18 protein-coding genes are annotated in these 21,139 nt (G+C 74.2%); 5 read left to right on the forward strand and 13 right to left on the reverse strand.

What is annotated here, in order from left to right:
- Positions 1–59: 59 nt before the first annotated feature.
- From IF00_RS0100890 to IF00_RS0100935, 10 genes are all read right to left on the reverse strand, one after another.
- Complete coding sequence (locus tag IF00_RS0100890; protein WP_030313056.1) at positions 60–1,541, reverse strand: cellulase family glycosylhydrolase; 1,482 nt, start codon at positions 1,539–1,541, stop codon at positions 60–62.
- Positions 1,542–1,706: 165 nt separating this feature from the next.
- Positions 1,707–2,675, reverse strand: coding sequence for an ABC transporter substrate-binding protein (locus tag IF00_RS0100895; protein ID WP_030313057.1), 969 nt, complete (start codon positions 2,673–2,675; stop codon positions 1,707–1,709).
- Positions 2,672–3,346, reverse strand: a complete 675-nt coding sequence (locus tag IF00_RS0100900; protein ID WP_030313059.1) for an ABC transporter permease — start codon at positions 3,344–3,346, stop codon at positions 2,672–2,674. The genes IF00_RS0100895 and IF00_RS0100900 overlap by 4 nt, the downstream gene beginning before the upstream one ends.
- Before the next feature lie 130 nt (positions 3,347–3,476).
- Positions 3,477–4,157, reverse strand: coding sequence for an ABC transporter permease (locus IF00_RS0100905; RefSeq protein ID WP_030313061.1), 681 nt, complete (start codon positions 4,155–4,157; stop codon positions 3,477–3,479).
- Positions 4,158–4,291: 134 nt separating this feature from the next.
- Positions 4,292–4,681 (reverse strand): VOC family protein, encoded by a 390-nt coding sequence (locus IF00_RS0100910; RefSeq protein WP_030313063.1) that lies wholly within the window; start codon positions 4,679–4,681, stop codon positions 4,292–4,294.
- Between the two features lie 131 nt (positions 4,682–4,812).
- Positions 4,813–5,643 carry an ammonia-dependent NAD(+) synthetase gene (nadE, locus tag IF00_RS0100915; RefSeq protein WP_030313064.1) on the reverse strand — a complete coding sequence of 277 codons (831 nt, stop codon included), beginning with the start codon at positions 5,641–5,643 and terminating at the stop codon, positions 4,813–4,815.
- 186 nt (positions 5,644–5,829) lie between these two features.
- Positions 5,830–6,984, reverse strand: coding sequence for a sulfite oxidase (locus tag IF00_RS0100920; protein WP_030313065.1), 1,155 nt, complete (start codon positions 6,982–6,984; stop codon positions 5,830–5,832).
- Positions 6,985–7,064: 80 nt separating this feature from the next.
- Positions 7,065–9,179 carry an ATP-binding protein gene (locus IF00_RS0100925; RefSeq protein WP_030313066.1) on the reverse strand — a complete coding sequence of 705 codons (2,115 nt, stop codon included), beginning with the start codon at positions 9,177–9,179 and terminating at the stop codon, positions 7,065–7,067.
- 146 nt (positions 9,180–9,325) lie between these two features.
- Entirely contained in the window at positions 9,326–10,912 is a 1,587-nt protein-coding gene (locus tag IF00_RS0100930) for a molybdopterin-dependent oxidoreductase (RefSeq protein WP_106975743.1), read from the reverse strand.
- A gap of 246 nt (positions 10,913–11,158) precedes the next feature.
- Entirely contained in the window at positions 11,159–11,779 is a 621-nt protein-coding gene (locus tag IF00_RS0100935) for a sigma-70 family RNA polymerase sigma factor (RefSeq protein WP_030313068.1), read from the reverse strand.
- 134 nt (positions 11,780–11,913) lie between these two features.
- Between IF00_RS0100935 and IF00_RS0100940 the strand changes: the two genes are divergently transcribed.
- Positions 11,914–12,903, forward strand: a complete 990-nt coding sequence (locus IF00_RS0100940) for a MerR family transcriptional regulator (RefSeq protein WP_030313069.1) — start codon at positions 11,914–11,916, stop codon at positions 12,901–12,903.
- Positions 12,904–12,951: 48 nt separating this feature from the next.
- Here the strand turns inward: IF00_RS0100940 and IF00_RS0100945 are convergent, their stop codons facing one another.
- Together IF00_RS0100945 and IF00_RS0100950 are read right to left on the reverse strand one after the other, a co-directional pair.
- Positions 12,952–14,334: a cryptochrome/photolyase family protein gene (locus IF00_RS0100945; protein ID WP_030313070.1), complete on the reverse strand. Its 1,383-nt coding sequence runs from the start codon at positions 14,332–14,334 to the stop codon at positions 12,952–12,954.
- A 79-nt stretch (positions 14,335–14,413) separates the two neighbouring features.
- Positions 14,414–16,018 carry an SDR family oxidoreductase gene (locus IF00_RS0100950; protein ID WP_030313072.1) on the reverse strand — a complete coding sequence of 535 codons (1,605 nt, stop codon included), beginning with the start codon at positions 16,016–16,018 and terminating at the stop codon, positions 14,414–14,416.
- A 133-nt stretch (positions 16,019–16,151) separates the two neighbouring features.
- Here IF00_RS0100950 and IF00_RS0100955 point away from each other — a divergent pair, with 133 nt between their 5' ends.
- Complete coding sequence (locus IF00_RS0100955) at positions 16,152–16,646, forward strand: MarR family winged helix-turn-helix transcriptional regulator (RefSeq protein WP_030313074.1); 495 nt, start codon at positions 16,152–16,154, stop codon at positions 16,644–16,646.
- 157 nt (positions 16,647–16,803) lie between these two features.
- Positions 16,804–18,933, forward strand: a complete 2,130-nt coding sequence (locus IF00_RS0100960; protein ID WP_037637309.1) for an MMPL family transporter — start codon at positions 16,804–16,806, stop codon at positions 18,931–18,933.
- On the opposite strand, the gene IF00_RS0100965 is transcribed toward IF00_RS0100960, so the two are convergent.
- Complete coding sequence (locus IF00_RS0100965) at positions 18,926–19,555, reverse strand: fasciclin domain-containing protein (protein ID WP_030313078.1); 630 nt, start codon at positions 19,553–19,555, stop codon at positions 18,926–18,928. The genes IF00_RS0100960 and IF00_RS0100965 overlap by 8 nt on opposite strands.
- A 222-nt stretch (positions 19,556–19,777) precedes the next feature.
- Between IF00_RS0100965 and IF00_RS0100970 the strand changes: the two genes are divergently transcribed.
- Both IF00_RS0100970 and IF00_RS0100975 read left to right on the forward strand, forming a co-directional pair.
- Entirely contained in the window at positions 19,778–20,362 is a 585-nt protein-coding gene (locus IF00_RS0100970; protein WP_030313081.1) for a sigma-70 family RNA polymerase sigma factor, read from the forward strand.
- Positions 20,359–21,114: an anti-sigma factor gene (locus IF00_RS0100975; RefSeq protein WP_030313083.1), complete on the forward strand. Its 756-nt coding sequence runs from the start codon at positions 20,359–20,361 to the stop codon at positions 21,112–21,114. The genes IF00_RS0100970 and IF00_RS0100975 overlap by 4 nt, the downstream gene beginning before the upstream one ends.
- Positions 21,115–21,139: the final 25 nt, after the last annotated feature.

A 21,139-nucleotide genomic window follows, 5' to 3' on the forward strand; every position in this document is an offset into this window, starting at 1 on the left:
TCGGTACGCCCCCGCCAGGACAGTGGATCACACGGCGGGGGCGTACCGGAGGAGGGGCGTCAGGAGGTCGGGAAGTCGTCCGCCGTCCTGATGCGGTCGCGGATCCAGACGCCGGCGGGCTTCAGCGAGGCGGTGCCCGCCCAGGGGCCGCCGGAGTCGCAGGTGCCGGTCTTGAAGACGGCGCCGCTGCGCTCGTCGTCGGAGAAGTTCCAGTTGACCCAGCTGATCTTCTTGGTGGCCATGAGGTCGAGGAACCGCTGCGACATCGCGAAGTCGTTGCTGCCTTCACCGGCGTAGTTCTGGGTGCCGAACTCGGTGACGAAGACGGGCAGCCTGTCGGCGGCGCGGGAGAGGGTGTCCAGGTACTCGTCCCGGTGCGAGAACGCGTAGAAGTGGAAGGTGTACATGATGTTGGTCGCGTTGACGGGGTTGGACACGACCTCGGACTCGTTCGCGCCGTCGGAGACGCCGAACGAGGACCACGCGCGGGTGCCGACGAGGATCGGGGTCTCGGCGTCCTTGGCGCGGATGACCGGGATCAGCTGCTCGGCGTAGCTCTTGATGCGGGACCAGGCGACGCCGTTGGGCTCGTTGGCGATCTCGTACAGCAGGTTGGTCTTGGCGCCGTGGCGCTGGGCGATCTCGGTGAAGAACGTCTTGGCGCGGGCGAGGTTGTAGTGGGGGTCGCCCGGGTCGAGCATGTGCCAGTCGACGATCACGTACATGCCGCGCGCGGTGGCCTGCTCGATGAGGGAGTGGGCGAGGTCGGTGTACTTGCGCGGGTCGGTCTCGTAGCCCTCCTCCTGGACGTACGTGGAGACGCGGAGGACGTCGGCGTTCCAGTCCTTGGCGAGGGCGTCGAGCGAGCCGCCGGTCAGACACTGGCTGTACCACTGGGTGCCGTGGCTGGACATGCCGCGCAGCTGGATCGGCTTGTCGTACGTGTTGCAGAGCTTGGTGCCGCAGACCTTGAGCTGGCCGTTGACCGCGGCGGGGGTGGTGCCGGTGGGCGGCTGGGTGGTGGTGCCGTCGACCTTGATGTGGTCGACGTTGGGGCCGCCGTTGGCGGTGGTGGCGGTGGCGCGGATCGTATTGGCGCCGGCCTTCAGGGTGGTGGTGACGGTGGTGGTCGCCCAGCTGGTCCAGGCGCCGGTGCCGGCGAAGGACTTGCCGGATGCGGCGACGGCGCCGTTGACGGCGATGTCCATGGGGCGGTTGGTGGTGGTGCCGTTGGCGTAGCGCAGGGTGAGGGTCGCGGGGCCCGCCTGGGCGGCGTTGACGTTCCATTGGACGTAACTGCCGCTGGCGTTGTCGTAGTTGACGAATCCGTTTCCGGTGAACCCGGTGTGGTTGGACTCGACGGCGCCCTGGGAGACGGTCGCCGTCTCCGCCTCGTAGGTGACGGGGGCGGCGGTCGCTGTGGGCGGGGTGACGGCGAGGCCGAGGAGCAGCGCGCCGAGGGCGGTTCCGGCGACGCCGAGGCGTCGGATGCCGGGGCGATGGCCGAGGGGGCGGAGTCGTGCGGATCGTGCCGAAGTCATGGGGGTCTCCACGGAACGACGAACGAGGCCTTGCGGAAGGCCGGAAGGCACAGCTGGACTGGAAGGAAACTTTCCTAACGGATGAATAGCAGGGTCGCGAACCGCCTCGCAAGGGTCATGACAAGAGACGCAGTTCAGCGGGCTGACGGCCACGGTCCCCCGGCCTCAGTGCGGGACGAGCCCCTTCGCCACGAGATAGTTCCGCGCCACGTCCTCCGGGAGTCGCCGCCAGCTGTCCACCTGTGCGTTGAGCCGAGCGAGATCGGCCGTGGTCAGGACCGTGTTGAGACGGGACAGCGCCCGGGTGACGCGCTCGCCGCCGGCGCGGGCGCGGTTGACGACGGGGACGATGTGGTCGGCGTTCTGCAGGCGCTTGTCGTCCGCGAGCAGGACGAGGCCGAACGCGTCGAGTGTGGCATCGGTGGTCGTGGTGAGCACCAGCTGATCCTGGCCGTTCTGGACGGCCTGTTTGGCGGGGGTGGTACCGACGCCCTTGGGGTCGACGGCGGTGATGTCGATGCCGTAGACCTCCCTCAGGCCGGGGGCGCAGTACGGCCTCCGGACGCATTCGTCACCGGCCGCGAGGCGGATCGGGAGGCCGGTGGCGCCGAGGTCGCTCAGGGACTTCAGCCGGTGTTCGGCGGCGAACTCGGCGGTGACGGCGAAGGCGTTCTGGTCGACGGCACGCCCCGCGTCGAGGACGGTGAGCCCCCGGGGTGCGGCGAGCTCGCGGAGGGCCTTCATCGTGGCGTCCGGGTCGGGCGAACCGACGGTCGGCGCGTCGGCCCCGTTGGCCTTGGCGTTCAGCCAGTCGGCGAAGGTCGCCGCGTACTCCGCCACGACATCGATCTGACCGCGTTCCAGGGCCGGTTCGTACAGCTCGCGGTTGGTGACGGAGAGGATCTTCGTACCGTACCCGGCGTCCTCCAGGAGCAGGGCGTACATCTGGGCCAGCAGGTCGCTCTCGGTGAACCCGGCCGAGCCGACGGTCAGCCGGCGGCTGTCGCCCGGTGGTGCCGTGACCTCGCCCCGGGCCTCCAGGGAGGGTCCCGTCGCGCAGCCGCCGAGGACCGCGCAGGCCGCCAGGAGGAGACCGAGGGCGGCGACCCGGGACGGGCGGGGCGGTCTGCTCACGGGCCGCTCCCCCGTCCTCCGGCGGGGGCGAGGCGCTGGACTCCCTCGAAGACCCCTTCCACGAGCAGCGCGAGCACGGCGACGAGGCACGCACCGGCGACGACCTGCGGAGTGGAGGCGAGGTTGAACCCGGCCGTGATGATCCGGCCGAGCCCGCCGCCGCCGGCGAGCGCGGCCACGGTGGCGGTGGCGACGAGCTGGACCGCGGCGATCCGCACACCGGTCAGGATCAGGGGCAGCGCCAGCGGCACTTCGACCAGGGTCAGGGTCTGGCGGCCCGTCATGCCCATGCCCCGGGCGGCCCGTACGACGTCGGGGTCGACGCCGCGCATCCCCACGTACGCGTTGGTCAGCAGCGGGGGCATGGCGAACAGGACGAGCGCGATGATCGTCGGCCACTGCCCGTACGAGCCGATCGGGCTGAGGAGGAGCAGGACGAGGACGGCGAAGGTGGGAACGGCCCGGCCGACGTTCGAGAGGTTCACGGCGAGTGCGCCGCCCTTGCCGAGGTGCCCGAGGACAAGGGCGACGGGCAGGGCGATCGCGCAGCTGACGGCGAGGCAGACGACGGTGAGGAAGAGGTGCTCGGCGAGCCGGTGCCCGATGCCGTTCTCCCCGGACCAGTGCGCGGAGGTGGTGAGCCAGGACCAGGCGTCGGCGAGGGTGGTCACGCGGCCCGCCCTCGGGCCCGGATTGGGGTCATGCGGCCCGCCCTCGGGTCCGGGGTGGGGTCATGCGGCCCGCCCTCGGACCCCTGGGGGCGGCGGCCGTGCGGCCCGCCCGCGGGCCCGGGGGGCGGCGTCATGCGGCCTGCCCTCTGGTCCAGGGGGTGAGCAGGCGTTGCGCGCCCAGGAGAAGCAGGTCGGCGACGACGGCGATCACGACGCAGAGCACGGAGGCGGTGAGCACCTGGGCCTTGAAGTAGGTGTTCATGCCCGAGTAGATGAGGTTGCCGAGTCCGCCGTGACCGACGATCGCGCCGATCGTGACGAGGGAGACGGCCGAGACGGTGGCGATCCGGAGCCCGGCCATGGCGGCGGGCACGGCGAGCGGCATCTCGACGGCGAGCAGCAGCCGGACCGGACCGTATCCGAGGCCGCGGGCGGCCTGGCGGGTCTCCTCGGGAACGGCGCGGAGCCCGGCCAGGATGTTCCGGACGAGGAGTGTGAGGGAGTACAGGACGAGGCCGGCCACGACCAGGGTGGCGGACAGCCCGTACACGGGCAGGAGCAGCGAGAACATCGCGAGCGCCGGAATCGTGTACAGGAGTGTGGTGACCCCGAGGACCGGCCCGGCCGCCCAGCGCCACCGGCGGGCGGCGACCGCGAGCGGGAGGGCGAGCACCAGGCCGAGGGCGACGGAGACGGCCGCCAGCTGGAGGTGCTGGACGACGGCGTCGGTGAGGATCTCCCTCCGGGTGGAGAGATAGGCGCCGCAGATCCACTCGTTGCGGGCGAGGCAGTCGTCGGGCGGCGCGATCACCCTCCCATTCGAGGCGGTACGGGGCCGTGGCGCACGCGGACCGGTCCGTTCGGGGGCGGAGACGGTGCCGGACGGCTACGCCGACACCCGGGAGACACGGGCGATCGCACCGCCGCCCTGCTCGGCGCCGACGGTCAGCGGTTCTCCTGGAGCACCGACAGGACGTTGCCCGCCGGGTCCGTGAACCAGGCGATGGCCGGTCCGCCGTCGACCCGCACGATCCCCTTCGCGTCGGCCTCGAATCCCTCGTAGCGCTCCAGGGTCACTCCGCGCCCCGTCAGATCGTCCACGGCCCGGTCGATGTCGTCGACCGCGAAATTGAGGATCGTGAACGTGGCCGGGGTGTGGTTGTCCTTCGGATAGACGAAGACCCGTGCCCCGCCCGCCAGGGTGAGGAAGAGCATCCGCATGTCGCCCTCCCCCTCCTCGCCCACCGCGAGACCGAGGGTCTCGCCGTAGAAGCGCCGGGCGGCGTCCAGGTCGTCGACCGAGAAACCGCTGAATGCCGGGGTTTCGCCGAACATGGCGTGCTCCTTTCCGGGGGCCCCTTCCGGGCACCCCTTCCAGGATCCGCCGAGTGTCCGCCGCCCGCCGCTCAGAGTGAGGCGCGGGGGTGCGGGGCGCGGCCCCGGGTCACCGCCCGGGGCCGGGTCGCTCAGGGCGCGATCGGCAGCTGCCGCTTGTGCTCGGTGAGCTCGTAGCGGCGCACGATCGTGGTGAAGGCGGCCTCGGTGACCGGCTTGCCCTCCAGGAAGTCGTCGATGTCGTCGTACGTGACACCGAGGGCGTCCTCGTCGGGCTTGCCCGGGTCCAGCGTCTCCAGGTCGGCCGTGGGGGTCTTCCAGACCAGTTCGGCCGGGGCGCCCAGCTCGGCCGCGACCGCGCGGACGCGCCGCTTGGTCAGCCCGGTGAGCGGGACGACGTCCGCGGCACCGTCGCCGAACTTGGTGAAGAAGCCGGAGACGGCCTCCGCGGCGTGGTCGGTGCCGACGACGAGCCCGTCGCAGGCTCCGGCGACCGCGTACTGGGCGATCATGCGCTGACGGGCCTTGATGTTGCCCTGCACGAAGTCCTGGTGGTGGGCGTCGCGGAAGGCGACGCCACCGGCGCGCGCGGCCTCGAGGGCCGCGTCACTCGCGGCCTTCACGTCCACGGTGAGGACCTCGTCGGCGCGGATGAAGCCGAGTGCGGTCTGCGCGTCCTTCTCGTCGGCCTGCACGCCGTACGGCAGGCGCATCGCGTAGAAGGTGGCCTCGTGTCCGGCGGCGCGGGCCCGCTCCACGGCGAGCTGGCAGAGGCGTCCGGCGGTGGTGGAGTCGACGCCGCCGCTGATGCCGAGGACGAGGGAGCGCAGACCGGTGGAGGTGAGCCGCTCGGTCAGGAAGGCCACGCGGCGCTCGATCTCGGCCCGCGGGTCGAAGGTCTCGGCCACCTGGAGGTCCCGGGCGATCTGCTGCTGGAGGGCGGTGGACGCCGGGTCGGTCACGGAGGTCTCCTCGTCGGGTTCGGGGCTGCGGGAGTCGACTTTACGCACCGGGCCTGCGGCGCGTCGCCCTGCCCCGGCCCCGCCGCCCCGGTCGGCTCGACCGGCCACACGGCGACGGGGCCACGGGCCACGGCTCCCGACGCCGTCGGGCTCCGGCCCCGGTCGTGTCCGGCGTCGCGCCGGCCGTCAGCCTCGGGCCCCGGTCGTGTCCGGCGTCGCGTCCGGGGTGCAGAGGACCTCGACCCGCTGGACGAGGTTGTTGGCGAATCCGCCGCGGTTCCAGGGCTCGACGACCGGCTGGACGTTGCCCGCGGCGTCGGTGGCCCGCACGGTCAGATGCCGCAGGCCCGGGGTCGCCGTCCAGGTGGTCCGCCAGGCGGACCAGGCCCAGGGGTGCGCGGGATCCCGTACGAGCTCCGCCCCCGTCCAGGCCGCCCCGCCGTCCTCGCTCACCTCGACGCGGGTGACGGGGCCATGGCCCGACCAGGCGCGGCCGGTGAGCGGGACGGGGCCGGGACGGACCACGCGGGTCCTGGACATGAAGTCGGGGAATCCCGGCGGCACCATCAGGGCCCGGGGCGCGATGAGGGTGACGGGCGCCCCCGGATCCTCGGGCGCCTGCCGGACGCGATAGGCCACGGCCTGCTGGAAGCCGGTGTACGGGGTGTCGGTCAGCGTGATGTCGTGGAGCCACTTCACATGGGCCATGCCGTACCAGCCGGGGACGACGAGCCGGAGCGGGCTGCCGTGCTGCGGGGGCAGGGGCGCCCCGTTCATGGCATACGCGACGAGGACGTCCCGGGCCGGGTCGGCGGCCGTCGTGAGGGGGAGGCTCCGCCGGTAGTCCTGCTCGACGCCCCGCTCCACCCCGTGGTCGGCGCCCGTGAACACCGCCTCGACGGCGTCCTCCGCGACCCCCGCCTCGTCCAGGAGCGCGGCGAGGGGGACACCGGTCCAGTCGGCGGTTCCGACGGCCTCGACGAGCCAGGGCTGGCTGACCGGCCGGGGCGACAGCCGGGCGCGGCCGTTCCCGGCGCACTCCAGGGTGACCCGGCGGGTGACGGAGGGCCGGGAGCGGAGCGCGTCCAGGTCGAGGTCGAGGGTGCGCAGCACCCGGCCGCCGACGGTGAGCCGCCAGCCGTCTGCGGTGGTGTCGGGGATGTCGTAGTGGACGAGGACGTAGTGCAGCCCCGGCGGAGTGACGTCGTACCGCAGCGCTTCCAGGGGCAGCCCGTGGTTGCGGGCCGCGAGGGCCAACTCCTGCACGGAGACGCCCTCGTCCGGCCCGGCCACGCGCCCCGGTGTGCTGATGTCACTCAGACCACTCAGGGATCCGTCCATGCCCTCATGGTGCGCCGCGGCCCGGGGCCCGGCACCTCGGCACGGACGCGTCTCGGGCGGACCGTCCGGGATGTGCGGCCTCAGGTCTGGCGGGGGCCTCGCAGGGCTCGGTCGAGGCCGTCCTGGGGAAGCCCGGTGAGGGCGCGTACGAAGATCTCCTCGTAGGCCGGTTCGCCGATCGTCGCGCGGGCGGTGTCCGTGTACTTCTCGTGCAGCGCCCGCAGGCCGGGCAGGCCGCGACGGGGCTGGCCCGTGGAGCGCCAGTACGCCTCCCCCGTGCCCGAGACGTCGGCCGCCCGCTCGCCGTCACCGGCCGCCGCGAGCGCCGTGGCGAGGACGTCGAGCCCGAGCGCCACTCCCAGGCTCGCGCCGAGCCCTCGCGTGCCTTCGAGCATCGCGCGCGCGTGCCCGGCCGCCGTCGCGGGGTCGCCCTCCAGGAGGCCCGTGAGGGCGAGCTGGTACTCCAGGGCCGTCCGGGTCCAGTGCTCGTCCAGCTCCTCGCACAGGGTCCGCAGGGCCAGCGCCCGGTCGCGGGCCTCGCCGAGCCGGCCGAGGCCCGTCAGGGCGAACACGCGGACGAGATGGCAGCGGAGCCGGGCGGCGGAGTCGGCGGGGCCGCCCCGGGCGGCGTCGAGGACATGGTCCACGACGACGTACGCGGCCATCGGACGGCCCGTGGTGAGGGCGAGGAGGCCGGCGAGGGCGGCGGCGTCGAGGGTCAGGTCACCGGGGCGGCCGGGGTCGCCCGCGCGCCCGGCACCGTCGGCGTCCTCCGTGCGGTCCTTGTACTCCGTGTACCGGGACTCCCGGGCGCAGCGCTCGCTCACCTCCTGCGCGGGACCGAACTCCCCCTGGAGTACGAGGGTCACGCCGAGCGCCCACAAGGCGCGGGCCCGGGTGCGGCCGCGGGCGCCGCTCAGCAGCAGGGCGTGTTCGAGACCGTCGCGGGCCTCGCGGAGACGGCCGCGGCAGGACCAGGCGAAGGCGACCGAGCCGATGAGGTCGAGGGCGGCGTCGGGGTCGGTCCGCAGCAGCCGGTCGAGAGCGGTGCGCAGGTCGGTGTGGTGGGCGTCGACGGTCCGGTACCAGCGCAGTTGGCGCGCCCCGTGCCATTCGGTCTCGCCCCGGCGCGCGAGCCCCCGGAAATGGGCGGCGTGCCGGTCGGCGACCGTCCCGGTCTCGCCGGTGCGGTCCAGCCAGGTCGCCCCGTACGCACGGATCGTGTCGAGCATCCTGAGTCGTCCGCCCGCGTCCGGCGGGCGGACCACGGAGGCGCGGACGAGCCCGTCGAGGGCTCCCGGCAGGGTCGCGCGGTTCAGCGGGCCGCCGATGCACACGGCGGTCGCCGACGCCAGGTCGAAGGGGCCGCGGAAGACGCTGAGCCGGGCCCAGAGGAGGCGTTCGAGCGGAGCGCTCAGCTCATGGCTCCAGCCGATGGCGGCCCGCAGGGTCTGGTGGCGGCTCGGCCAAACCCGCTCGGTGTGCGCGAGCAGCTCGAAGCGGGCGGAGGGCGGGGCGTCGAAGCGGGTGCCGAGCTGGTCCCGGACGGCTTCGGCGCCCTGGAGGCGGATCTGGGCGGCAGCCAGTTCCAGGGCGAGCGGAATGCCTTCGAGGCGTACGCAGATCTCACCGGCCGGGCCCGCGGCGGTGAAGTCCTCGCCCGCGGCACGGCGGAGCAGCTCCAGGGCGTCGCCCCCGGCGGGCGGCAGCGGGTCGAGGGCGACGACCCGCTCCCCCTCGACGCCGAGGGGACGCCGGCTGGTGGCCAGGACGGTGAGTCCGGGGGCGGCGGCGAGGAGTTCGGCGACGAGCCGTGCGCAGGGTTCGGCGAGGTGTTCGCAGGAGTCGAGGACGAGCAGCAGCCGGTCGTCGGCGAGCCGGCGGCACAGTCCGGTGGTCGCCATGCCGGGGGTGTGGTCGGAGAGGTCGACCGAGTCGGCGACGAGGGCGACGAGGAGCCGGTCGCCGTCGAGCGGGGTGAGATCGGTCCACCAGGCGCCGTCGGAGTACCCGTCGGCGGCGCGGTGAGCGGCACGCAGCGCGAGCCGGGTCTTCCCGACTCCCCCGACGCCGGTCACGGTGACGAGGCGGTGCTCCGCCAACGCGGCGGATATCCGGTCCAGTTCCGTGCGGCGCCCCACGAAACCGGGGTTCTCGTCCGGCAGATGTCCACGCACGGGAGCAGTCTCCCTCATGAGAACGACGAACGGGTGGTCGGCACCGGTTCGTTACGCTGCCCGGACCGGAGCGGCGCCACCCTCCCGACCGTCACGATGCCGCACCCCGACCGTCACGGCTACCCCCTTCCACCGTCACGACTCCTTCACTTCGGGCCGGACGGCTACCCCGCCTCGACCGTCACGACGACCGAATGCCGGCCCTGGGCCCCGTCGGGCATGGTGCCGGTGCGCTCCTCGGGCTGGATGGCGCCGGTGCCGTCGGTGGCGCGGACGGTGAGGGTGTGGCGGCCGGGGGTGGCCGTCCACGGGTACAGCCACTGGCGCCAGGTGTCGCTGCTGTCCTCGGCGGCGAGCCGGGCCTCCTGCCAGGGGCCGTCGTCGATCCGTACCTCGACCCGGCGGATTCCCCGGTGCTGGGCCCAGGCGACCCCGGCGATCATGACGGTGCCGGCGGCGGGGCGGGCGAAGGCGCGGGGGGTGTCGATGCGGGACTGGGTCTTGACGGGGGCCTGGGCGGCCCAGCCGCGCGGGACCCAGTAGGCGTCGTACGCGGCGAAGGTGGTGAGTTCGATCGACTCGATCCACTTGCAGGCGGAGACGTACCCGTAGAGGCCGGGGACGACCATGCGGACGGGGAAGCCGTGGGTGAAGGGCAGGGGTTCGCCGTTCATGCCGAAGGCGAGGAGGGCGTCACGGCCGTCCATGACCTGCTCGACCGGGGTGCCGATGGTCATGCCGTCGACGGAGCGGGCCACCAGCTGGTCGGCGGGGCCTCCCTCGGACGGCGGCCGCACGCCTGCCTCCCTCAGAAGGTCGGCGAGGGACACGCCGAGCCAGCTGGCGTTGCCGACGTACGGGCCGCCGACCTCGTTCGAGACGCAGGCGAGGGTGATGTCCCGCTCCACGACCCGCCGGGTCATGAGCTCCCGCAGTGTGACGGTGAGCTCCTCGCGGACGCCCGCGCCGTGGACGCGCAGCCGCCATTGGTCGGCGTCGACACGCGGGACGACGAGCGCGGTGTCGACGCGGTAGAAGTCGCGGTTCGGGGTGATGAAGGGGCTGATGCCGGGGACCCGGAGCTGGGCTCCGGCGGGTACGGGCGGCGCGGGGGACGCCGGTCGGGGCAGGCGCAGGGCCGCGCGGGAGGCCGCGGCGTTCTCCTCCACGGGGCTGCCGACCGCCCTGGCGAGGGCGGCGGCGCCGGTCGCGGCGAGGCCGGCGGACGCGGCGACCACCAGGAAGGTCCGGCGGTCGGCGCGGGCGGCCCGCGACCCCGTCCCGGCTCTCCGGGCGAGCAGCCCGGTCAGGGCGTACAGCAGGGCCGCGCCGACGGCGGCGCCCACCAGCGAGGGCACGGCGTCGAGCGCGGAGTCCGCGTCGGGCCGCGTGACGGCCGCCAGGGCACCGAGGACGCCGAAGGCGCCGACCGCCGCCGAGCCGAGCAGCCGGTGGCGCAGCGCGAGGAGCCCGATCCCGACGGCGAGGAGCCCGAGGACGACCAGGATGCCGAGCTGGAGTACGGCCTTGTCGCTCTCGCCGAACTCACGGATCGCCCACTCCTTGACGGCCGCCGGTGTCCGGTCGACGACGGCGCCGCCGACGGCGGTCACGGGGCTCGCCTCGGGCCGTACCCAGAAGGCGGCGAGGTCCGCGACGGCGAGGGAGACGTATCCGGCGATCAGGCCGCCGACGGCCGCGAGAAGTCGGTCCGTGCGGGTGGGCTCGCCCGGGGGCTCGGAGAGGGTCATGCTCCTCATTCGGCATCGACGGCGCTCGGGATGGGCCGATTCACCTGGAAGGTGGACAGCGGTGGGGTCCCGGCGCCCGGCCGCGGCTCTTGATACGCGTCGCCCGCGCGGCGCGACCCTACCGGGGGCCCGCTCGGGATACGCGTCGCCCGCGCGGCGCGACGTGCCCGGGGCCCGATCTGGGTAGCGCCGGGCGCGGCGCGATCGACCGGGGGCCCGCTCGGCTCGTGCGGCCGCAGGCCGGTGTCAGCCGGCGGTGGCGGTGCGTACGCCCGGTGTCTCGCTCAGCGAACGGCGCATCCGGTCGAGGCCCCGACGCGCGTGGCTCTTCACGGTGCCGAGCGGCATTCCGGTGCGCTCGGCGATCTGGACCTGGGTGAGGTCCCCGTAGAAGGCCATGGCGAGCACCTCGCGTTGCGCGGCGGGCAGCTTCGCCAGCTCGCCGGTGACCACGAGCCGTTCGACGACCCGGTCGGGTTCCTGGACGGACACGCCGTCGGGGGACAGCCGCTCGCCCACCGCGACCACCAGGTCCCGGCGCCGGGTGCGCGCCGCGAGGGCGTCGGCGATCTTCCGCCGGGTGATGCCGACGAGCCAGCCCGGGAAGGGGCCGCGCTCCGGCCGGTAGCCGGCCCGGCCCCGCCAGGCCGCGAGGAAGACCTGCTGGCCGACGTCCTCCGCCTCCCGGGCATCGCCCAGGGTGCGGGCGGCGAGAGCGTGCACGAGGCCGTGCCACCGGGCGTGGGCGACGGCCAGACAGCGCTCGTCGCCGCTCACGAACCCGTCGGCGACCTCACGGTCGGACAGGGCGCGCGGCTCGCTCCCCAGCGGGGGCCGGGTTTCGGTGTCGACGCTCGGTGCGGTCATGGCGACTGCTCCTCTGGCCGGGACCGGCGGAGACCGGTCGGCGCGGGCGGGGTCCCCTCGCGGGGCACCCCAAGGCTCCGCCCCGGCACGGCGCCCGCACCATTCGCAACGGTCGTGCGTCGTATCGTGGGCTCATGACCGAACCCTCGCCGGGTCTCACCAGCGGCGCGGTCGCGCGCCGCCTGGGTGTCGCACCCACCACCCTGCGTTCCTGGGACCGGCGCTACGGCATCGGCCCCGCCGCCCATCAGAGCGGCCGGCACCGCCGGTGGAGCCCGGGCGACATCGCCGTCCTCCAGGAGATGTGCCGGCTGACGGCGTCCGGAGTTCCTCCGGCGGAGGCGGCCCGGGCCGCCCGGGCCGGAGCCGTACCGGCCGCGCCCGCCGCCGGGGAGGCACCTGCCCGGCCCGCCGACCACGGACCGGCCCTCGGCGACGTCCGACGGGAGCTGCGGGGTCTGGGCCGCGCGGCCGTCAGGCTGGACTCGGCGGCCATGGACGAGCTGCTGGACTCCGCGATCGCGCGGCACGGTCTGGTCACCGCGTGGGAGGAGGTGCTGGCGCCCGCCCTGCATGCCGTGGGCCGCAAGTGGGAGACCTCGGAGGACCGCTACGTCGAGGTGGAGCACCTGTTGTCCTGGCACGTCTCGACGGCGCTGCGCCGGGTCGGCTCGACGGGCCGTGCCGAGCCCCCGGGGGCGGGCACCCGCCCGGTCCTGCTCGCCTGCGTGCCGCACGAGCAGCACACCCTCCCGCTGGAGGCGCTCGCCGCGGGTCTGGCCGAACTCGGGGTGCCCACCCTGATGTTCGGGGCGGCGGTGCCGCCGGAGGCGCTCGACCAGGCGGTACGGAGGACGGGCCCCGCCGCGGTCGCGCTGTGGGCCCAGGCGCGCTCGACGGCGGACCACCCCCTGGCGCGCCACGTCGCCGACACCTCGTGGGGCGTCAGGGGCGCCCGGTCGCGGACGGCGGTCCTTCTCGCGGGACCCGGCTGGGCGGGCCGGACACCCGGACCGGGGATGCTGCGCCCCACGGGTCTGCGGGAGGCCCTGTCGCTGTTGCGCGGTCTGTGCGTCGCCGCACGGGACGGCGAGGGGGACGCCACCGCTTCGAGAGGCTCCTGAGCGGGCGCCGTCCGGCCCGCTCCCGGCGTCCGGCGCCCGGTTCGGGCCTCAGGCCCCCTGGTCCTTGCCCCGCGCCTGCCGGAAGCGGGCGAGGCCGTCGGAGAGTTCGACCACGGGGTCCGGGTAGTCGTACCGGGCGCGGTCGAGCCCGGGCAGCTTCCACGGCTCGTGGACCGCGGGGCCCTCGAGCCCGGCGAGTTCCGGCACCCATTTCCGTACGTACGCGCCGTCCGGGTCGTACCGCTTGCCCTGGATCACCGGGTTGAGCACCCGGTTGGGGCGGCTGTCGGTGCCCGTGCCGGCCATCCACTGCCAGTTGAGCTGGTTGTTGGCGACATCGCCGTCGACCAGCAGGTCCAGGAAGTGTCGCGCTCCCTCGCGCCAGTCGATGTACAGGGTCTTGGTCAGGAACGAGGCGGTGAGCAGCCGCCCCCGGTTGTGCATCCAGCCCTCGTGGGCGAGCTGCCGCATCGCGGCGTCGACGACGGGGTAGCCGGTGCGGCCCTCACGCCACGCCCGGAGGTCGGCGTCCGCCTCCTTCCCCCGCCGCCAGTGGTCGTGACGGGTGCGGTAGTCGTCCGCTGCGGCATCGGGGCGCGCGGCGAGGACCTGGTGGTGGAAGTCGCGCCAGCAGAGCTGGCGTACGAACGCCTCGGCGCCCGCCCCGCCGCGCGACCGGGCCCGGTGGACCGCCTCGGTCGCCGAGACGGCGCCGAAGTGGAGGTACGGCGAGAGGCGGGACGTCGCGTCGCCCGCGAGGTCGTCGTGGCCTTCCTCGTACGCGTCGACGCCCCGTGCCAGCCAGGCGGCGAGCCGCCTCCGGCCCTCCTGCTCACCGCCGTCGGCGAGCCCTTCGGAGACGGTCGGGACGTCCGTGCGGGCGGGAAGGTCCTCGGAGCGGATGTCGCGGGGCGTCCGGACCACCCGCGGCGCCGCGAGCGGCTCCCGCAGCCGCTCGCGCGACCAGCGGCGGAAGTAGGGGGTGAAGACCGCGTAGTGGTCCGAGCCGTCCGGTGTCACGGCGCCCGTGGGCAGCGCGGTGACGACGGCGTCGTGGACGTACAGACGCCGCCCGTCCGCCTCCAGGGCCCGACGGAGCCGGTCCTCACGGCGCCGGGAGAACCCGCTGCAGCCGGCCGCCATGTGGACGTCGTCGGCGTCGGCCTCGCGCACGACCGCGCCCACCTCCGCGACGGGGTCGCCCGAGCGCACCACGAGCCGGCCGCCGCGCTCGCGCAGTCCGGTGTCGAGGTCGGCGAGGCAGTCCGCGAGGAACGCGTCCCGGTTCGGCGCCCCGTGGCCCGCGCGGGCCACGGCCGGATCCCGCACGAACAGGGGGACGACCTCGTGCCCCCGGCCCAGCGCGGCGCGCAGCGGCGGGTGGTCGTGGACGCGGAGGTCCGAGGTGAACAGGACGACCGAGACGTTCATGGCACCGCTCCTGGCATGGGGACACCGACCGGCTCGGCGGAGCGCCTGCCCGGTGGGTCGCTGTACTGACGTGCTGAGGTCATTCGCCCTGCCGGGGCGGGCCGGATGCGGGCGCCGGGGCGGATGCGGACGGCGAAGCGGGTGACGAGCCGGAATCCGGCGCGGGGCCTGCGGCCTCCGCCGCCTCGCTCGCCTCCGCCGTCAGCGCGATGTTGCGGGCCATGCCGCCGAAGACCACGGCGTGGAACGGCGCGACGCTCCACCAGTAGGCGTGGCCCGCCAGGCCGTGGGGGTGGAACAGGGCCCGCTGCCGGTAGCGGGTGTGCCCGCTGTCGTCACGCTCGGCGTACATCTCCAGCCAGGCGAGGCCGGGGAGCCTCATCTCGGCGCGCAGCCGCAGCAGCCGGCCCCGTTCGATCTCCTCCACCCGCCAGAAGTCCAGCGAGTCCCCGGCTCTCAGGTGCAGGGCGTCGCGTCGGCCCCGGCGCAGACCGACGCCTCCGACGAGCCGGTCGAGCCAGCCGCGGACGGCCCAGGCGAGGGGGAAGGAGTACCAGCCGTTCTCCCCGCCGACGCCCTCGACGACCCGCCACAGGGCCTGTGGTGACGCGCCGACGGTGAGTTCGCGCTCGTCGGTGTAGAGGCTGCCGCCCGCCCAGTCGGGGTCGGTGGGCAGGGGGTCGCTCGGCGCGCCGGGCACCGAGGCGGAGGACCAGCGGGTGGTCGTCTTCGCCTCGCGGACCCGCTGGAGGGCGAGGGCGAGCGCCCGCTCGAAGGAGAGCGGGGCGTCGGGCGGGTCGGGCACCCAGTCGGCGATGTCGTGCTCGTCGCAGACGACCTCGTAGCGGAGCGACTCGGCCAGCGGGCGGGCGATGGACCGGGGCACCGGCGTGACGAGGCCGATCCAGTGGCTGGAGAGCCTGGGGGTGAGGACCGGCACGGGGAAGATGAGCCGCCGGGGCAGTCCGGCGACGGCGGCGTAGCGGCGCATCATGCCGAGGTACGTGAGGATGTCGGGGCCGCCGATGTCGAAGGTCCGGCTGACCTCGGCGGGCATCCGCGCGCTGCCGACCAGGTAGCGCAGGACGTCCCGGACGGCGATCGGCTGGATCCGGGTGCGGACCCAGCTCGGGGTGACCATCACGGGCAGGCGCTCGGTGAGGTAGCGGAGCATCTCGAACGAGGCCGAGCCGGAGCCGATGATCACGGCGGCTCGGAGCACCGTGGTGGGAACCCCGGAATCCAGGAGGATGCGGCCCACCTCGGCGCGTGACCGCAGGTGCGGCGAGAGCTCTCGGTCGGGCACCCCGCGTGGGGTGAGGCCGCCGAGGTAGACGATGCGGCCGACACCGGCGGCGCGGGCCGCTCGGGCGAAGTTCAGGGCGGCCGTGCGGTCGGTGCGCTCGAAGCCGCGTCCGGCGCCCAGGGCGTGCACCAGGTAGTAGGCGACGTCGACGTCTCGGAAGGCGGGACCGAGGGTCTCGGCGTCGGTGACGTCGCCCCGGACGATCTCCACCTCCCCGGCCCAGGGGTGGTCGCGCAGTTTCGCGGGGGTACGGGCCAGGCACCGCACCCGGAAACCCGCCTCCAGGAGTTCGGGGACGAGGCGGCCGCCGATGTAGCCGCTGGCGCCGGTGACCAGGCACAGCGGTCCCGGGGTCTCGTGCCCTGACGCGTCGCTCATGGATCTGCTCCGTTCCGCTGTCCGGGGGAGGGCGCCGCGCTCCCCCACCGGCCGGGGGTTCGGCTTCCTCCTGGTTCTCTTCCGGAGGTGCGGCCGCCGCGGATGCACCGGCCGGTTTCTATAGGCTGATCGTGTGGCCAGTACAGAGGAACCCGAGACCGGTGGGACCGCGCCCGCGCGCGTGACGGGTGATGCGCAGAGCTTCGCCCGCGCACTGCGGCGGACGAACGGTGAGATCAACCGTCTGGTCCATGGTTTCGCGCTCGCGCAGGGGCTGCATCCCACGGACGTGCAGGCGCTCTCGGTCGTCCTGGACAGCCCGGAGCCACTGACGCCGGGTCGGCTGCGGGAGCACCTGGGTCTGACCTCGGGGGCGGTCACGGCCTGCCTCGACCGGCTCGAACGGGCCGGGCACATCCGCCGCTCCCGGGAGAGCGCCGATCGCAGGGTCGTCCATGTGCACTACGTGGAGGGGGCGAAGGCCGCCGCGCGCAGCTACTTCATGCCGTTGGCGCAGGCGGCGGAGCGGGCCCGGCTGCGGTTCGACGCGGAGGAGCTGGCTGTGGCCGTGCGCTTCCTCGACGCGTTGAACGAGGAGCTCGGCGACCTGCACGTCCCCCGCCGCTGACCCGCGCCGCCGGCGGAGGCGTTCGGCGCCCCGGCGAGTCCGGGTGCCCCCTGCCCCCTCGCGCGGCTTCTCCATGGTTCAATCTCTCTCAATCATTGAGATTCTTTTTCCTTGAGATACTTCGTCCATGTCGAGAGACCCCTGCCCTGGAGTCCGCATGCCCCGCCCCACACGATGGGCCGCCCGACTGCTGCCCCTCGTCCTGCTCGTCCTCTGGCTCGCCGTCGGCGGCGGGCTCGGCCCGTACGCGGGCAAGCTCGGCGAGGTGGCCACGAACGATCAGGCCGCCTTCCTCCCCCGCAGTGCCGAGTCCACCCGGGTGATCGAGGCCCAGCGGGCCTTCCGTCAGGACGAGACGCTTCCCGCACTCGTCGTCTGGACCTCACCGGGCGGCGGACCGATCGACCCCGGGACCCGGGCCGCCGCCACCCGCGCGCTGGCCACGCTCACCGGGCAGCCCGGTGTCGTCGGCACCCCGACCCCGGCCCTCCCCTCCGACGACGGGGAGGCCCTGCGCGGGGTCGTACAGCTCCGCCCGGACCTCGGCGAGGAGCTGACGCCCACGCTCCAGGCGATCGACCGGGCGGCCGCATCGGTGCCCGGGACGACCGTCTGGCTCGCGGGTCCCGCCGCCACCCAGGCCGACCTGTCGGACGCCTTCGCCGGCATCGACGGGCTGCTGCTCGCGGTCGCCCTGGTCACCGTGCTGCTCATCCTGCTCCTGGTGTACCGCAGTGTGCTGCTGCCCCTGATCATCATCGTCGGCGCGGTGCTCTCGCTCGCCCTCGCCTGCGCCGTCGTGTACGTGCTCGCCGACCACGACGTCGTCCGGGTCGACGGACAGGTCCAGGGCATCCTGTCGATCCTGGTCATCGGCGCCGCCACCGACTACGCGCTGCTCCTCGCCGCCCGCTACCGCGAGGAACTCGCCGGACGCGACGGAGAGCGCGTCCCGGCCATGCGCGCGGCGCTGCGCCAGTCCGCCGGCCCCATCACGGCCAGCGCGGCCACCGTGGCACTCGCCCTGCTCGCGCTGCTGTTCAGCGATCTGACGAACAACCGGGCGCTCGGCCCGGTGGGCGCCATCGGCATCGTCTGCGCCGTACTGAGCACGCTCACCTTCCTGCCCGCCGTCCTGGTCCTGCTCGGCCGCGCGGCGTACTGGCCCTCCCGGCCGCAGGCCTCCGAGGCCGGGGGCGGCGGCCACGGCATCTGGCGTCGCGTGGCCGCGCTGGTGGACCGTGCTCCGCGCAAGGTGTGGGCGGTGACGCTCGCCGGACTCCTCGCCTGTGCCGCCTTCGCCCCGGTCCTGGAGTCCAAGGGGGTTCCGCTCGACGAGATCTTCGTCAACGACGCCCCGTCCGTCGCCGCTCAGGAGCAGCTCGGACGCCACTTCCCCGGCGGCGCCGGCAACCCGGCGATCGTCATCGCCGACGCGGACGCGGCGGCCCGGGTGACCGCTGCGGCCGAGCGGGTCGAGGGGGTGGACTCGGCCACCGCCGTCACCGCCTCCGGCCGCCCGGGGGCCGGAGCGCCGCTGGTCGTCGACGGACGCGTCCGGATCGACGTCACCCTGGCCGACGCCGCCGACAGCGACGCCGCCAAGGCGGCGGTCGCCCGGCTCCGCGCGTCCGTGCACGCGGTGCCGGGGGCGGACGCCCTCGTCGGCGGCTACACGGCACAGCGGTACGACACCCAGCGGACCGCCGAGCGCGACCGGATGCTGATCGTGCCGGTGGTGCTCGCCGTCATCCTGGCCATCCTCGTAATCCTCCTCCGCTCCGTCCTGATGCCGTTGCTGCTCGTGGCCACGGTGGCGCTGAACTTCCTCGCCACCCTCGGGGTCTCGGCCCTGGTCTTCCGGCACGTCTTCGGCTTCAGCGGCACGGACTCCTCGGTCCCGCTCTACGGATTCGTGTTCCTGGTCGCGCTCGGCGTGGACTACAACATCTTCCTGATGTCCCGGGTGCGGGAGGAGTCGCTGCGGCACGGGGTCCGCGAGGGCGTCCTGCGCGGACTGACCGCGACCGGCGGTGTCATCACGTCCGCCGGTGTGGTGCTGGCCGCCACGTTCGCGGCGCTGGGCGTCATTCCGCTCGCCTTCCTGGTGCAGATCGCCTTCATCGTCGCGTTCGGCGTCCTCCTGGACACCCTCGTCGTCCGCTCGCTGCTCGTGCCCGCGCTCGTACGGGACCTCGGCCCCGTCGCGTGGTGGCCCGGCGCGCTCAGCCGGGAGGCGACGGGGCCGGAGGGCGGTGCCTCCCGGAAGAACGCGTCCGCTACTTAGGCATCAGCACCGTGTCGACGATGTAGACGGTGGCGTTGGCCGTGGGGACGTTGCCGCAGACCACCTTCGCGGAGTCGTCGACCGTGAAGGACTCGCCGGAGCCTTCGGTGGTCAGGCTGCCCTTCTGGAGGGTCTCGAAGGAGCCGTTCTCCAGCTGCTTCGGGGTCAGCTTCCGGCCCACGACGTGGTACGTGAGGATGTCCGTCAGCATCGCCTTGTCGGCGAGGACCTTGTCCAGATCGGCCTTCGGGATCTTGGCGAAGGCGGCGTCGGTCGGCGCGAACACCGTGATGTTCTCGGCGTTGTTCAGCGTGTCGACGAGCCCTGCCTGCTTGACGGCGGTGACCAGCGTCGACAGCTCGGGGTTGTTCGAGGCGGCGGTGGCGACCGGGTCCTTGGCCATGCCGTCGAAGGAGCCGGCGCCGTCCTTCGGCACCGAGGCGCACCCGGGGCCGAAGGGGCCGTCGGCCGTCGTGGCGGTCGCCGTCGACTGCGAGGACGCCGCCGCGGGGGCCGCCGCTCCGTCACCGCTCGCCTCGGCCGAACAGGCGGTCAGGCCCAGCGGCAGCAGCACGGCGGCGGTCACGGCGACGGTGGCGCGACGGAAGGTCTGGGTGTTCATGATCACTCCTGGGGCTTCGGGTCCGCCGGCCGGCGACCCGTCGGGCGTCATTCGGTGCGCGGCTGCGTCCGGACGGCTCTGCTCACCCGAATGAGTGATGAGGATCGGCCGCCGCGCCTCGGCCGGCGGAGCTCTGCGGAATAGCCTCCGGCGCGACCCGTCCGCCGGGCCGCCGGCTCCGAACACCTCCTGTACTCGAGTGATTCCTGGAGGAGACCGCCGGTGAGAGAGAACGTGTGGATCGGCGACGTCCGACCAGCGGCTCCGGACCTTCCCGAGCTGATGGGGCGTGTGGCGCTGGGTGACCAGCAGGCCTTCACGGCCGTCTTCGAGGCCGTCTCGGGGCCGGTGCTCGGCCTCGTCCGCACCGTGCTGCGGGACCCCGCCCAGTCGGAGGAGGTCGCCCAGGAGGTGCTGGTCGAGGTGTGGCGGACCGCGGCCCGCTACGAGCCCGCCCGGGGGTCGGTCCTTGCCTGGGTCATGACGCTGGCGCATCGCAGGGCGGTCGACCGGGTGCGGTCCGAGCAGGCGGCGTCGAACCGGGAGAAGCGGGTGGCTCTGCTGGAGCACACGGCCGCCTACGACGAGGTGGTGGAGCAGGTCGAGGGCCGGCTGGAGCGGGAGCAGGTCCGGCGCTGTCTGCGGGGCCTCACCGAGCTGCAGCGCCAGTCGGTGAACCTGGCGTACTACCGGGGCCTCACCTATCGCGAGGTCGCGGAACTGCTGGCCGTGCCGCTGGGCACCGTCAAGGCGCGGATGCGCGACGGGCTCATCCGGCTCCGGGACTGTCTGGGGGTGGGCGTGTGAGCGCCGTGGATCCGCACACGCTGACCGGCGCGTACGCGCTCGACGCACTGGACCCCGAGGAGCATGAGGCCGTACGGCGTCATCTGGCGGAGTGTCCGTCGTGCGCCCAGGAGGTCACGGAGTTCTCCGAGACCGTCGTCCGGCTCGGTCTCGCCGTCGCGGTGACGCCGACCGCCACGCTGCGGACGAACGTCCTGGAGCGGATCGCGACCGTACGCCAGGAGCCGCCGGCGACCACGAGGGCGACGCGGGCCCCGCGCCGGTGGTACGGCCTCCGCCGGTGGTCTCACTGGGCACTGGCGGCCTGTCTCGCCGGGGCGGTCGGGCTCGGCGGGGTCGCGGCCTGGCAGCACGGTCTCGCCGAGGACGCCCGCCAGGAGACGGCCCGCGCACGGGAGGCGAACGACGCCGTCGCCGCGGTCCTCGCGGCCCCGGACGCCCGGGTCTCCACCGGCCGGCTCGACGGGGGCGCCGTGGGCACGGTCGTCGTCTCGGCCTCGCTCGACCGGGCGGTGTTCGCCGCCTCCGGCATGGCGCCGCCACCGGCCGGCAAGGTCTATCAGCTCTGGTACGACGATGGGGGCACCATGCGGTCCGCGGGGCTGATGGACCCGGGTGCCGGCGCCGAGGCGACCCTCCTCGACGGTCCCGTGAACCGGGCGTCCGGGGTGGGGGTCACCGTCGAACCGGCCGGTGGTTCCCCGAGGCCGACCTCCGCACCGGTGGCGCTGCTCGCCCTCCCCCGGGCCTGACCGCGGGCCGGCTCGGGGGCACGCG

This window comes from Streptomyces flavochromogenes (assembly GCF_000717595.1).
GTDB lineage: Bacteria > Actinomycetota > Actinomycetes > Streptomycetales > Streptomycetaceae > Streptomyces > Streptomyces flavochromogenes.

Excerpts from the sequence above, each read along its gene's own strand:
- IF00_RS0100920 (WP_030313065.1), bottom strand. The coding sequence starts at position 6,984 with ATGGACGGATCCCTGAGTGGTCTGAGTGACATCAGCACACCGGGGCGC.
- IF00_RS0100910 (WP_030313063.1), bottom strand. The coding sequence starts at position 4,681 with ATGTTCGGCGAAACCCCGGCATTCAGCGGTTTCTCGGTCGACGACCTG.
- IF00_RS0100940 (WP_030313069.1), top strand. The coding sequence starts at position 11,914 with ATGACCGAACCCTCGCCGGGTCTCACCAGCGGCGCGGTCGCGCGCCGC.
- IF00_RS0100925 (WP_030313066.1), bottom strand. The coding sequence starts at position 9,179 with ATGAGGGAGACTGCTCCCGTGCGTGGACATCTGCCGGACGAGAACCCC.
- IF00_RS0100935 (WP_030313068.1), bottom strand. The coding sequence starts at position 11,779 with ATGACCGCACCGAGCGTCGACACCGAAACCCGGCCCCCGCTGGGGAGC.
- IF00_RS0100890 (WP_030313056.1), bottom strand. The coding sequence starts at position 1,541 with ATGACTTCGGCACGATCCGCACGACTCCGCCCCCTCGGCCATCGCCCC.
- IF00_RS0100960 (WP_037637309.1), top strand. The coding sequence starts at position 16,804 with ATGCCCCGCCCCACACGATGGGCCGCCCGACTGCTGCCCCTCGTCCTG.
- IF00_RS0100965 (WP_030313078.1), bottom strand. The coding sequence starts at position 19,555 with ATGAACACCCAGACCTTCCGTCGCGCCACCGTCGCCGTGACCGCCGCC.
- IF00_RS0100930 (WP_106975743.1), bottom strand. The coding sequence starts at position 10,912 with ATGACCCTCTCCGAGCCCCCGGGCGAGCCCACCCGCACGGACCGACTT.
- IF00_RS0100950 (WP_030313072.1), bottom strand. The coding sequence starts at position 16,018 with ATGAGCGACGCGTCAGGGCACGAGACCCCGGGACCGCTGTGCCTGGTC.
- IF00_RS0100945 (WP_030313070.1), bottom strand. The coding sequence starts at position 14,334 with ATGAACGTCTCGGTCGTCCTGTTCACCTCGGACCTCCGCGTCCACGAC.